14 protein-coding genes are annotated in these 12,074 nt (G+C 70.0%); 4 read left to right on the top strand and 10 right to left on the bottom strand.

Features of this window, described 5'->3' with window-relative positions; all coding sequences use genetic code 11:
- The first annotated feature begins 92 nt into the window (after positions 1-92).
- A complete protein-coding gene (locus G9C85_RS12090; protein WP_166040265.1) occupies positions 93-470 on the top strand; it encodes a helix-turn-helix domain-containing protein in 378 nt (125 codons plus the stop codon).
- A gap of 39 nt (positions 471-509) precedes the next feature.
- Here the strand turns inward: G9C85_RS12090 and G9C85_RS12085 are convergent, their stop codons facing one another.
- Positions 510-1,703 carry a threonine synthase gene (locus tag G9C85_RS12085; protein WP_166040262.1) on the bottom strand — a complete coding sequence of 398 codons (1,194 nt, stop codon included), beginning with the start codon at positions 1,701-1,703 and terminating at the stop codon, positions 510-512.
- A gap of 147 nt (positions 1,704-1,850) precedes the next feature.
- Here G9C85_RS12085 and G9C85_RS12080 point away from each other — a divergent pair, with 147 nt between their 5' ends.
- Positions 1,851-3,122 carry an NAD(P)/FAD-dependent oxidoreductase gene (locus G9C85_RS12080; protein WP_166040260.1) on the top strand — a complete coding sequence of 424 codons (1,272 nt, stop codon included), beginning with the start codon at positions 1,851-1,853 and terminating at the stop codon, positions 3,120-3,122.
- A 35-nt stretch (positions 3,123-3,157) separates the two neighbouring features.
- Here the strand turns inward: G9C85_RS12080 and G9C85_RS12075 are convergent, their stop codons facing one another.
- The 3 genes from G9C85_RS12075 to G9C85_RS12065 form a co-directional block, all read right to left on the bottom strand.
- Entirely contained in the window at positions 3,158-3,856 is a 699-nt protein-coding gene (locus G9C85_RS12075; RefSeq protein WP_166040258.1) for a metallophosphoesterase, read from the bottom strand.
- A 22-nt stretch (positions 3,857-3,878) separates the two neighbouring features.
- A complete protein-coding gene (artA, locus tag G9C85_RS12070; RefSeq protein WP_166040255.1) occupies positions 3,879-4,826 on the bottom strand; it encodes an archaeosortase A in 948 nt (315 codons plus the stop codon).
- A 126-nt stretch (positions 4,827-4,952) separates the two neighbouring features.
- The gene (locus tag G9C85_RS12065) at positions 4,953-5,624 is read right to left on the bottom strand and encodes a J domain-containing protein (RefSeq protein ID WP_369680808.1); all 672 of its coding nucleotides are present in this window, start codon (positions 5,622-5,624) and stop codon (positions 4,953-4,955) included.
- A 103-nt stretch (positions 5,625-5,727) separates the two neighbouring features.
- Here G9C85_RS12065 and G9C85_RS12060 point away from each other — a divergent pair, with 103 nt between their 5' ends.
- Positions 5,728-6,159, top strand: a complete 432-nt coding sequence (locus G9C85_RS12060) for a hypothetical protein (RefSeq protein ID WP_166040253.1) — start codon at positions 5,728-5,730, stop codon at positions 6,157-6,159.
- A gap of 70 nt (positions 6,160-6,229) precedes the next feature.
- Here the strand turns inward: G9C85_RS12060 and G9C85_RS12055 are convergent, their stop codons facing one another.
- The 5 genes from G9C85_RS12055 to G9C85_RS12035 are packed head-to-tail and all read right to left on the bottom strand — an operon-like array spanning position 6,230 to position 8,437.
- On the bottom strand, positions 6,230-6,988 hold the full coding sequence (locus G9C85_RS12055; protein WP_166040251.1) for a proteasome assembly chaperone family protein: 759 nt from the start codon (positions 6,986-6,988) through the stop codon (positions 6,230-6,232).
- Positions 6,989-6,993: 5 nt separating this feature from the next.
- Positions 6,994-7,176 (bottom strand): RNA-protein complex protein Nop10, encoded by a 183-nt coding sequence (locus tag G9C85_RS12050; RefSeq protein WP_166040249.1) that lies wholly within the window; start codon positions 7,174-7,176, stop codon positions 6,994-6,996.
- A complete protein-coding gene (locus G9C85_RS12045) occupies positions 7,177-7,980 on the bottom strand; it encodes a translation initiation factor IF-2 subunit alpha (protein WP_166040247.1) in 804 nt (267 codons plus the stop codon). It lies immediately after the preceding gene.
- Positions 7,977-8,150: a 30S ribosomal protein S27e gene (locus G9C85_RS12040; RefSeq protein ID WP_166040245.1), complete on the bottom strand. Its 174-nt coding sequence runs from the start codon at positions 8,148-8,150 to the stop codon at positions 7,977-7,979. The genes G9C85_RS12045 and G9C85_RS12040 overlap by 4 nt, the downstream gene beginning before the upstream one ends.
- A 2-nt stretch (positions 8,151-8,152) precedes the next feature.
- Positions 8,153-8,437 carry a 50S ribosomal protein L44e gene (locus G9C85_RS12035; protein WP_166040242.1) on the bottom strand — a complete coding sequence of 95 codons (285 nt, stop codon included), beginning with the start codon at positions 8,435-8,437 and terminating at the stop codon, positions 8,153-8,155.
- 200 nt (positions 8,438-8,637) lie between these two features.
- Between G9C85_RS12035 and G9C85_RS12030 the strand changes: the two genes are divergently transcribed.
- Positions 8,638-8,907: an HAH_0734 family protein gene (locus G9C85_RS12030; RefSeq protein ID WP_166040240.1), complete on the top strand. Its 270-nt coding sequence runs from the start codon at positions 8,638-8,640 to the stop codon at positions 8,905-8,907.
- A 45-nt stretch (positions 8,908-8,952) separates the two neighbouring features.
- On the opposite strand, the gene G9C85_RS12025 is transcribed toward G9C85_RS12030, so the two are convergent.
- Positions 8,953-11,919 carry a DUF2298 domain-containing protein gene (locus G9C85_RS12025; RefSeq protein WP_166040238.1) on the bottom strand — a complete coding sequence of 989 codons (2,967 nt, stop codon included), beginning with the start codon at positions 11,917-11,919 and terminating at the stop codon, positions 8,953-8,955.
- Positions 11,920-12,074 lie beyond the last annotated feature (155 nt).

Genomic DNA, 12,074 nt, shown 5'->3' with positions numbered 1-12,074 from the left:
TAATCCCTTCCCCACTAGTATTTAAACACCCCTCTTTTGATGGGTGTGAAGACGTGAGGCTCCCGCCAGTAGGTACAGGTGAGAACGACGCCATGTCCGCACCCAACGCTCCCGAGACGGCAGGTATCGACGGTACGACCGAGGTCGACGAGGACGCGCTTCTGACGGCGCTCCAGGACGACGACTGTCGCACCATCGTCGAGGCAGTATCCGAGGAGGCGCTGTCCGCGAGCGAACTCGCCGAGCGCTGCGACCTCCCGCTGTCGACGACGTACCGGAAGGTGGACACGCTCACGGACGCCGCACTCCTCGACGAGCGCCTCAGGCTCGCCGCGTCCGGATCGCACGAACGCGAGTACGTGCCGGGAACCGCCGACCTCACCATCTCGGTGGGTGCGGGCGCGAGCGTCGAAGTGCACGCCGAGAGCACTGCCAGCGAGCCCGCACAGATCCCAACGTTCGCGGACTGACCGACTACCGAATCGTAGCGGGCGCTTCTCGTCTCGCGTTCAGATTCCTTTGCCCATCAGGTGACTGCGGAGGACGTCCGCCTCCTTGTTCCCGGTTCCGGTGTTGACGATGACGACGGTGTCGTCCGCGTCGAACGCGTCGTCCTGGGCGAGCGCCCACGCGCCCGAGGCGGCGGCGGCGCACGTCGGCGCCATCTCGACGCCCTCCTCCTGGGCGACGGTGACGGCGGCGTCGAGGATCTCGTCGTCGCTCGTCGCGACCGCGCGTCCGCCGGACTCGCGGATCGCGTCGAGGATGAGGTGGCTCGCGCCCGGGTCCGGGATCTCGATGCCGCCGCAGATGGTGTCGGGGACGTCCCAGGGCTCGTGGCGGTCCGCGCCGTCCTCGAACGCCTTCACGATGGGCGCGCAGCCCTCGGCCTGTGCCGCGTGGAACGCTGTCTCGCCGTCGAGGAGGTCGAGGTCGCGGAACTCGCGAGCGGCCTTGTGCATGCCGACGAGGCCGACACCGCCGCCGGTCGGGTAGACGACGTGGTCCGGGGCCTCGAAGTCGAGCTGTTCGGCGATCTCGCAGTACATCGTCTTCTTGCCCTCGTGGCGGTACGGCGTGACGAACGTCTTCACGGAGTACCAGTCGTCGTGGTCGGCGATCGCGTCCGCGTACGCCTCGCCGGCGTCGCCGATGCGGCCGCCGACGACGGTCATGTCGCCGCCGTGGACGTTCACCATCGCCTTGTTCGTGAACCCAGACCTGGCGGGGAGGAAGACGTGCGAGTCCAGGCCGGCGCGACCCGCGTACGCGCTCGCGGCCTGGCCGGCGTTCCCCGCCGAGGCGAGCGCGACGTCGGTCGCGCCGTGCTGGACGGCGGCAGTGATCGCAGGGGACTGCCCGCGGTCCTTGAACGTCCCCGTCGGGTTCTGGCCCTCGTCCTTGATGAGCACGCGCTCGACGCCGAGTTCGGCCGCGAGCGTCGGGCAGTCGACGAGCGGCGTCGCGCCCTCGTGCATCGACACCGCTGTCTCGCGCGGGAACGGGAGCAGTTCCTCGTAGCGCCACATCGAGTCGAACGGTCGTTCACGGAGGTCCTCGCGCGTGAGGTCGACGGCGTCGTAGTCGTACGCGGGGTCGAGGATGCCGTCGCAATCCGGGCACTGATGCGTGGCGGCGTCGGCGTCGAACCGCTCGCCGCAGTCGACGCACTCGAGGCCGACGAAGGCGTCCGTGGTGTCCATGCGCGGCGCTTGGACGGGCCGGGACTAATCCCTGTCCATCGCGGGTGACTCGATTCCCGGCGCAGTTGCGGGTGATTCGTTTCCCGGGCCGAGTGCTGGTGATTCGTTTCCCGGGGCGTTATGCCGTCGGTGGCCGTATGGCGGCGCATGAACGACGAGGACGTCGTCGTGGTCGGGGGAGGGCTGGCGGGGCTCGTCGCCGCACGTCGGCTCGCCGGACGCGGCGCGACCGTGCGGTTGTTCGAGGAATCCGACGCGGTCGGCGGTCGCGTCCGATCGCGTCGCGAGGACGGGTTCACGTTCGACCGCGGATTCCAGGTGCTGTTCACCGCGTACCCCGCGGTTCGACGAGAACTCGACCTGGGCGCGCTCGACCTGCGTGACTTTCGGCCGGGTGCGATCGTCGCTCGCGACGGCCACCGAGCGGTTCTCTCGGACCCGCTGGGGGACCCGGAGGCGATCGTCGAGTCGGCACTGAACCGGGACGTAACTCTCGGGGACAAGCTCCGCACGCTCGCGCTCCGTCGAGAGCTCGCGGGCGAGGACCCGGCGACGCTGTTCGACGGCCCCGACCGGTCGACGCGGGCGTTCCTCGACGAGCGCGGGTTCTCCGAGAAGTTCGTCCGGAACTTCGCCGCGCCGTTCTACGGCGGCATCACGCTCGACAGGTCCCTGGAGACGAGCGCGCACGTCTTCGAGTACACGTTCGCGATGCTCGCTCGCGGCCGGACCGCCGTCCCCGCCGACGGCATGGGTGCCATCGCAGCCCAGCTCGGCGAGCGCGCACGAGGGGCCGGCGTGGACGTGCGGACCGGCGAGCGCGTCGATGCGGTCGCCGGCGAGGACGACGGCGCGACCGTCGAGGTTGGCGGCGAGACCGTCGACGCGGACGCGGTGGTCGTCGCCACCGATCCGCGGACCGCCCGCGACCTCACCGGCGCGAGCACGCCGACCGAGGGGAGGGCCTGCGTCACCTCGTGGTTCGTCGCCCCGGACGGCCTGGAACTCGGGACGAAGGGCCGCATCCTCCTGAATTCCGCGGACGACCGCCCGAACCAGGTCGTCCACCACACCGAGGTCGCGCCCGAGTACGCGCCCGCGGACTCGGACGCGGACGTCCTGTCCGCGACGTTCCTCGGCGAGCAGGACGCGTCCGACGCGGCACTCGCCGACGAGGTTCGAGACGCGCTCGCCGCCTGGTACCCGGAGCGACGCGTCGACGGCCTCGACCTGCGTCGCGCCGATCGCATCGAGTTCGCGCAGTTCGCACAGCCGCCCGGATTCAGGGAGGGGCTGCCGGGCGTCCGCGACCCCGACGGTCGCGTCTACCTCGCCGGCGACTACACGCGCTGGTCGAGCATCCAGGGCGCCCTCGAGAGCGGGCGCGTCGCCGCCGAGGCCGTCGCCGCCGATAGCTGAGGAGTCCGGGGCGTCTCCCGCCCGAAAGGTCCAGCTCAGAGGTACGCTTGGAGGTCGCCCAGTGGCGGGAACCAGAGCGCTTCGTCGACGTCGGCGTCGTACACGACGGGCCGGAGCGCGTTCGCGTCCGTGACCAGCGGCGACGCGAAGTCCCGCGTCCGCATCCGGTTCACCTCGACGCCGGCCGCCAGCTCGGTGAACGACGGGAGCACGAGGACGTCACCGTTTCGGAACGAGCGCGTGCCGTAGAGGTACGCCGGGCGTCGCTGGCCCTCGATGTCGATGGTCGGATGGTCGTGGCCGACGACGTACAGGCCACCCTCCGCGTCGGGTTCCTCGTGGCCGTGACAGACCACGAGGTCCCCGTCGGCGTACGCTGCAGGCGTCGGCGCGTCCAGGACGTCAGCCAGTTGGGGGTCGTGGTTCCCGGGCGTCGCCACGAGGTCGGCACCGGCGTCGTCGACGAGCGCGACGAGGTCCGATAGCGTGTCGCGAGCGACCACCGGCACGTGCCCGTAGCTGTGGAGGACGTCGCCCGCGAAGACGACCGTCTCCGGGTCGAACGCGTCGAGAAGCGCCGCGAGGCGACCGTGGAGGTGGTCGCGTTCGCCGACGGGGAACGCGACGTCGCTCGCCTCGGCCCGACCGACGTGGAGGTCCGAGAGCACGAGCACGTCGAGCGACGGGAGGTAGACCGCGCGGTCGCGGAACGCGAGGTCCTCGCGACCGATCATCGCACGAGCGCGGGGAGCGTCGTCATTCCCCGCCGTCGGCCCGCATCGCGGGGTTCGCGTCCACGTCGAGCGCGCTCTCGAGGTCGTACTCGCTCCCGGTCGCGACGAACAGGACCTCCTCGAGGACGCCGAGCATCTCGGGGAGTTCCTGCACGACGATCCACGTGATGCCGACGAGTGCGAACACCGACGCCGTCTGCGAGAGGACGTTGTGCGCGAACCAGAACGACGCGTGCGACGCCTCGATACCGGCGAGTGCCGCGAAGTCCAGTACCGCCTGATGCTGGAACCAGCCCTTGCCGGCGGCGACCGCGACGAACACGTTCCGGACGAGGTTCAGCACCCAGATGATGCCGATCGCGAGCGCGAACGACTTCAGCTTCCGGCGGAGCGGAGCGTCCACGGCGGCGATGAGGCCGCCGAATATCGCGATCGACCCGATGCCCGTGCACGCGTACACGATGTACGTCGCGAACTCGCTGAACACGAACATGTTCTGGTAGCCGTACTCTGGGCCGGTCGTGTACTCGGGACTGTACCCCAGCAACTGGATGCCCCAGTGCGTCTGGTCGGCGACCAGTTCGATCAGGAACTCGCGGACGAACGGAATCGCCTGCGTCGGATAGTAGACGACGCCCATCAACAGGACCGCCCGGGAGAGGACGTGCAAGCCATCCCGGCCGTTCCAGAGCAGATAGCCCGTGTACAGGCAGGCGGGGACCGCGACGAGCGCCAGCACGCCCTCGACGGCGGAGGCCTTCGTGAACAGGAAGTGCGGGAACACGACCGCCCAGAACGCCGCGAACAGCGCCCACGCGCCGGCGTAAGCGCGCCTGGCGACGTCCACCCGGCCCGTCACGTCGAGGACGGCCCCGAGGAGGAACGCGGCGAGGACGAGCCATCCGAGGAGGTCCGACCCGACGGTGACGCCGCCGAGGGTGACGGACTCGACGGACAGCGGCAGCGACATACCTGCAAGGAGGTAGCGTCGCGTTAAAGACTTGACGCCCTCGTGCCGAAGCCGCTCACGACCGCTGTCCGTCCTCTCCGTTGCCCGCCCCCGCCCCTCCCAATGTTCCGCCAGCGACGGTCGCGGTCAGGGCGTCCCCGAGCGCGGCGACGCCGTCGAGGCAGGGTCCGCGCCGTCGCCGTCTGCGTGCGCCATCGCCGTCGCGTACGCCTCCCGGACGCGCCTGAACGACTCCTCGGTCCCGCCGTGGTCCGGGTGCGCTTCCTTCACGCGGTCGCGGTACGCGGACCGGACGGCCTCGGCGTCCGCCGACGGCTGGAGGCCGAGCGCGTCGAACGCCCGCTCCGCGACTGCCTCCGGCGAAGAGTCGTCGTACACGCGGACCTCCGGGACCTCGAACGGCAGTCGCGGCCCGAGGTGGTGCCCGTGCATCTCGTGCTCGCAGAGGACCGCCGTCGTCCCCGTCGACTCCAGGCCGAAGTACGCCTCCGCGTCGAACGTCACCGCCACCGCTCGCTCCGGGAGGTAGAACGCGACCGCGTAGCCGTCGACGACCTCGTCCTCCACGTACCGCTCGCCGATGGCGTCCAGGTACTCGCGAATCTCGACGCGCCGCCGGCTCTCGCTCGACACCGACCGCCCGCCAGCCGCACTCGCCCGGCCCGCGTCGTCGAACCGGAGTTCCGCGAGCACGAACACGCACGCCGCGACGACCGTGAACGCCGCTGCGAGGACCAGACCGAGTCCGACCCACGGCGGCACTCCCGCGACCACGTCCGGCACGCCAACCCCGTTCACTGTACTCGCCTCCCCCTAGGGCGTGCGCGCACTAATGTCCCACGCCGTCGGCGGTCCGACGGCATCCGACGCCTTTTGAGGCCCCCCGGGCGTACGGGGAGGCATGAACGCCCCGCGAAGACGCGTCCTGCGGTCGGTCGGCGCGACGGCCGGACTCGCGAGCATCGTCGCCACAGCAGGCTGCCAGACGCTCACGCAGGACGCGCACCTGCTCGTCGTCGAGAACGAGACCGACAGCGCACGGAGCGTGACGATCACCGTCCGTCGCGCACCCGAAGGCACCGAAACGACGACGACCGACGCGACGACCACGCCCGGGACCAGCCAGCGCTTCGTCGTCGACTTCCAGTACGACGTCCCCGCCGGCAGCACCCGCGAGAACTCGAACGTCCTCCCCGAGGACGGCACGTACGAAGTCCTCGCAGCCCTCGACGACGACGACGCCACCGCCCGCGGCTTCTACACGGACACCGAGAGCGTTCGCGTCACCATCACCGACGACGGCGTCACCGTCGACACGTTCGCGCCCCAGTAGCGAGCGCGAACGGCGAAGAAACAGTCCACGACCGCGACCGCTCGACAGCGAACAAGTCGCTGGCGACCGCTCACCCGATGTACCGGAGGTCGTCGTCCGCCATCTGGGGCGTCTGCTGTTGCTCCATCTGCTGGATCTTCTCGATGACGTCCTCCATCTCGTCCGCGCGCTCCTCCAGAGACTCGTACTCGATCTCGATCTCGAACAGCTCGACGAGCACCTCGAGTACCGCTCGCGCGCTCTTCGGGTCGACGAGGTACCCGGAAGTCTCCCCCATCAGGCACGCCGCGTCGAACCCGCGACGGCCACCGAGCCCGAGCACGAGCCCTGACACGCCGACGATGCCGCCGGCCGGTTCGTCCTCGCGGAACTCCACGCCCACGTCCTGCAGGGCCTCGACGCGGGACTCGCTCGTCGCCGCACCCAGGACCGAGTACTCCTCGATGAGTTCGCCCGTCGGCACGCCACCGAGCGCGTACGCCGACTCGCACCCGAACTCCGCCGCGAGGTCGAGGAACGCGTCCGCCATCCGATAGTGGCCCTCGTTGCTCTGGGCCTGATGATCGCCAGTCAGAATCAGGAGGTCCCGGCCGTCGGCCTCCACCGCGTGGAACTCCGCGTGCGTCAACTCCGCCACACCGTCGTCGCCGACGTCGACCTGCGGCGGTAGGTCGTTCGAGTACACGCGCCGAACGAGCGTCGACTCGAGCTCCTCCAGGAGGTGCTCCGCTGCGAGCTTCCCGACGTGCCCGACCCCGGGCAGGCCCTCGAGGAACACCGGATCGTCGAGTTCGACGTCCGCAACAACCTCGATGTCGAGTGCGTCCATACCCGCTACTCGCGTTCGCGTCGCTTAAGTTTGCGTCGGTACTCGCCCCAGCGGTCCTCGGGCGAGAACGGCGCCGGCGCCGAGTTCACCGCGTCGGCACCACACTCCGGACAGGACTCGGAGAACGTATAGACCGGCCGGTCGTGCGCGGACGCCCACGCCGAACAGACGCGGATGTCCGAGTGCATCTACTCGTCGTCGGTGTGACGCTCGCGGTGGTACGCGCCCTCGCCACCGACCGCCTCGATGGCCTCCCGGGCACGACCCGCGCTCGCCTCCAGCTCGGACTCCGCGGTCTTGTAGTTCGGCGCCTGCACCTTGATGCGGTACTCGGGCGCACCGACGTACGTCACGCCGAGGTCGACCTCGTCCGGGACGTCGCCGTCGTCGCCCTCGGCCGCCTGCATCGCTTCCTTCACGTCGTCCACGCCGTCCGGATTCGGGGATTCCAGGTCGACGTAGCCCGTGACGTTCACGTACGGCACCGACACGTTATCCCGAGCAGTCTCGACGAGCGCCGCCACCTCGTCGTCGTCCAGGTCCGTCGAGTCCAGCGCTTCCTCGCCGTGGATCGCGGCCTCCTCGAACCCGTCGTACAGACTCCCGAACTGCCCGAGGAGCTCCGTCGCGACGCTCTGGTACTGTTCGTCGCTGACGTCCTCGCCGAACGCGAGCAGCATCCAGTTGTCCGCCTTCCGCTCGTTCTTCCACTCCTGGATCTTGTCCGAACGCTGGTGGTCGTTGACGTCCTTCAGCGACAGGTCGATCTGTTGAGAGGACTCGTCCACATCGAGGACCTTGCAGACGACGGTCATTCCCGGGTTGACGTGGTCGCGAACGTTCTTGATCCAGCCGCTCGCAACCTCGCTGATGTGGATGAGCCCGCGCTTGTCCTCGTACTCCTCGAGGTCGACGAAGACGCCGAAGTCCTCGATCTCGTCTATCTTGCCGACGACGAGTTCGCCGTTCTCGGGCCACCCGCTGTACTTCATCGTGCCTCGACGACGCCCGTGACCTCGCCCTCGAGGTCCGCCTTGCCGCCGGTCGGGTGGGCGAGCGTGTGCCCACAGACGGCGCAGGCGACCTCGCTGGAGGCCTTCTCGTAGACGACCTGTTCGCTCTCACAGTCCGGGCAGGCGACAGTAATGAAACTTCCCGCCATGGTTACTCCTGGAACTCCAGACGGCCCGTCCGCCATCCTTCGCGGAGGTGGGCTTTCCCGCAGTCGCCGCAGCGGTACTTGAGGTCGGTCTTCTTCGTCGGCTTCTCGCCGGACGGCACCTTCGAGAACTTGCCGGAGTTCCCGATCGAGGAGATGGCGCGCTCGCGCTGTCGACCCTGGACCTTCGTCATGCCCGTCGGGCGACCGCCACGAACCTTCTCCACTTCGTGCTCGTTGTGTTCGTTACAGTACGGACAGTACGTGTTGAACCGGCGTGGCATCTTCATAGATATCTACCTTGAGGTTGGTTTGTTCGCGGGCGCTTAAAACCGGTACGGTTCACGGCGACGGCTCCGCTGTCGGGAATCCGACGACTGCGACGCTCGCCGCGCTCGCCGCCTGGCTCGATGCCATAGCGGACCGCCACGCCGACGTCGGTGGGCGTGGCTTCGACACGCTTAATGGCGGTGTATCCGAAGCGCAGAGCATGAAGCGACTCATCATCGACGGAGACCCCGGCATTCGGAAGGATGCGACCATCTCCTACGGCGACGAGGAGTCGGTCCACGTCTTCGGCATCAACCGCCAGGGCGAGTGGCACGGCCCCGAGCGCGTCCAGCTCTGGTGCACGGTCGGCGACGAGGACGAACTGGAGACGTACCAGACGCGGGACTACATCCCGCACCACCTCGAGGTCGACCGCGTCGACGCCGATGCCGTCGACGTCCTCTCCGAGAAGAACCCGCTCAGCGTCTGAGCGAACCGACTCTCTTTCCCGCTTCTCCCGTCGAGTGGCATCCGGTCAGATCGCCGGAAGCGCGTCGCTCGCTCGTGGTTCGCGCTTCGATCGTCGAAACTCGTCGCGCTCGTCGTCACTCGCGGCCGTGGCGTTCGCGCTGGCGTCGACGCCCTCGACCGACGCGGCCGTGGCGTTCGCGGCGAGTGCGTCCCGGTCGACGGCGTACACGACGGCGTCACCCCACCGTTGTGCGACGCTGATACCGGGGTCGTCCGCGAGGCGCGCGACGTCGTAGCGCGAGCGCTCGTTCGGGCCGACGTAGACGTACGCGACGTCGTACTGTCGGAGCACGGTCGCGCGCTCGCTCGCGTCGGCGGCCTCGTACACCGTCCGGACGTCGTCGAGCCTGGCCTCCCAGCCCGCCTGCGTGTGGTAGTTCGCGGCGTGCGCCCACCCCGCAATCGTCGGCAGGCCGGTGTGACTGGAGACGCCGCTTACGAGCCCGGACGCCGGCGAATTGTCCCCGTAGAGGTACTGCCCGGTCGTCGGCGCCTCGACGACCACGGGTCGACCGTCGTGGTCGTTCAGCCAGTCGATGGCGGCGGCCTGGTCGGGATAGCACTCCTCGCTCCAGTCCGTCGCGTCGAGCGTCCACTCGCCCTCGCCGCGCTCGCCGCTCTGGCCACAGATCCAGTGCTGGCTCGGGTTCGCCTCGAAGTGGCCGGCGAGCGCGAACCCGGCGTACAGCGAGAGCGATGCGACGAGCGCGACCGCGGCGACCGTCGATCCGACGCGCGCGATCCGCCCCCAGTCGACGCCGTCCGTGGACTGGTCGGTTCCCTCGACGGTGTCGGTGCCGTCACCGGTCCCGGCGTCTGCAGTCACCTCGTCGGTTCCGCCGTCCGCGGCCGTCTCGCTCCCGACGGCCGCACGCACCCGCGAGAGCCGCGGGCGGACGAGCCACCGCGGCCACGACGGTGCGGCGACGTCCGCGAGCATCACGCCGCCCGCGACGCCCCACAGCACCCACACCTGCCAGTAGAGCTTGAACACCGTGTTCATTCGGCCCGGACCGGCGCGCTCGGCGACGTACACGAACTCGACGAGCGTCACGAGGCCGGTCGCACCGAGGACGAGCACCGCCTCGAACCCGACGTCGCGCTCCAGGCGGAGGAGGCCCATCCCGACGAGGAGGACGGGGACGACCGCGACGAGGACCGTCGCCTCCAGCACCCACGCTACGCCAGCGAGCACGGCGACGCCGACGGCGACTCCCGCGGCGACCTGCCGAGTCGCGGGCTCGCTCCGGAACGCGGCGGCGACGAGCGCGAACAGCGCAGCGCCGCCGGCGGCGACGAACGCGACCGCCGAGCCGTGGAACGCCGCGAATCCGACGAGCGCGAGAACGCCGACCGCGACGAACCCGCGGTCCCGCCACGGCGCACCGAGCGCGACCGCGCCAATGATGCCCGCGACGGCGACGACGACCAGGGACGCGCCGACCCAGCCGACAACGAGGTTCGCGACCGCCAATAGCGCGAGCACCGCGACGAGCGCGCCCGTCTCGAGGGCGTCCCGGTCGACGCGCGATCGGTCGAGGAAGTACGCGACCGTCACGAGCAGGAACGCGCCGTGGACGAGCAGGAGGCCGACGAGCGAGGATCGGTCCGGGAGCAGGGCCGGGTGCTGGCCGCTCGTCGCCCCCGAGAAGAACGGGACGGCGAAGACGACCGAGAGCACGCCGACCGCGGCCGCGACGACGCCCGCGACGACGAGTCGCGACACCTCGAGGTTCGTGCGCGAGCGCTCGGCGACGCGGAGCACGCGATCCGCGACCGGTCCCGGCAACACCGTCGCGGGATGGGTCGCGGCGAACGCGGTCGCCAGCGCGACGATGCCCGCGACCGACGGGAACGACCACGTGTTCACGACCGCGAGCAGGCCGCCGAGCGCGGGCGCGGCGACGAACAGGTACGCGCGCCGCCGCCACACCGCCGCCGCGGGCGTCCGCCAGTACGCGAACGATATCGCAGCGGCGACCAGCAGGAGGGGCGGACTCATCATGTGCGCGTGCAGGTCGCCGTTCAGGTAGGCGAACAGCGGGAACTCGTTTATCGTCCACGGGATGACGCGACTCGCCGCCCAGTACCCGAACCCGTCCACGGAGACCGCCAGCCCCGAGAACTGGTAGCCCAGTACCTCCACGAACTTCCCGCCGCCCTCCTCGGTGACGACCCGGATCGCGTCGTCCGGGACGAGCAGGAAGACGAGTCGGCCCGGGGCGAGCAGGACGTCGACCGGACCGTTCAGCGTGATCGGTTGCTGGAGGTGCTGGGCGAGGAGGATGAGCCCGCGTGCGGGCGTCGACAGGTTGCTCGCCACGCCGACGAGGAACGCGCCGAGGACGCCGGCGCGCCGCGGCGAGACGTCGCGAGCGACCGCGATCGACCGCGCGAGCCCGTACGCCGCCGCGACCGTGAGCCCGTAGTACGCCGCTAGCGCGAGGTTGTACGCGTACGCGGGCGGCGTGCTCGTGAGGCGCCCGAACTGCGAGGCGATCATGTGCCCGCCGTAGTAGTACTGGAGACGTTCGCCCGCGAACCACATGTCCTCCGGCGGGAGCGCGGGCGCACGGTACAGCGTCGCGAGCAGGCCGAGGTCGAGCATCTTCTCGCCCGCGTACGGGTCCGCGGCCGCGTCCGCCGCCCGGATGGCGACGACGAGGAAGAATCCGACGACGAAGACGACGAACGCCTCGACCGCCGGCGTCCGCTCTGGCGCGTGCCCGCGAGAGATCGCGTACGCGGACCCGCCGAGGATCGCGACGAGCGCGACGACGATACCCGGCCAGCCGAACGCCACCTGGCCGACCCAGTAGCTCGCGACGCCGAGGACGGCGACGGCGACGGGCAGCCCGAGTGCGCTCCCGCGGTCGGGCAGCGGCGCGAGGAGGAGGCCGGCGAGCGGGGTGGCCGCCGCGGCGAGCGCGGCGAACACCGCCAGCCAGACGAGGACCAGCGAGTACTCCATCTACCACGACGTTGGCGAGCGCGGCGGCTAAACCCTTTCTGCTCGCAGGCTCCGAGAGAAGACCCCGTCGACGCTTCCGTCATCGAATTCGCGGACGGCACGCCCGCCCCTCCGCGAGCGCTCGTGACCGTCCCGAAGCGAACGATTTTACACCA

This window comes from Halorubellus sp. JP-L1 (genome assembly GCF_011440375.1).
GTDB lineage: Archaea > Halobacteriota > Halobacteria > Halobacteriales > Natrialbaceae > Halorubellus.
This window is presented reverse-complemented; position numbering and strand designations above follow the sequence as displayed.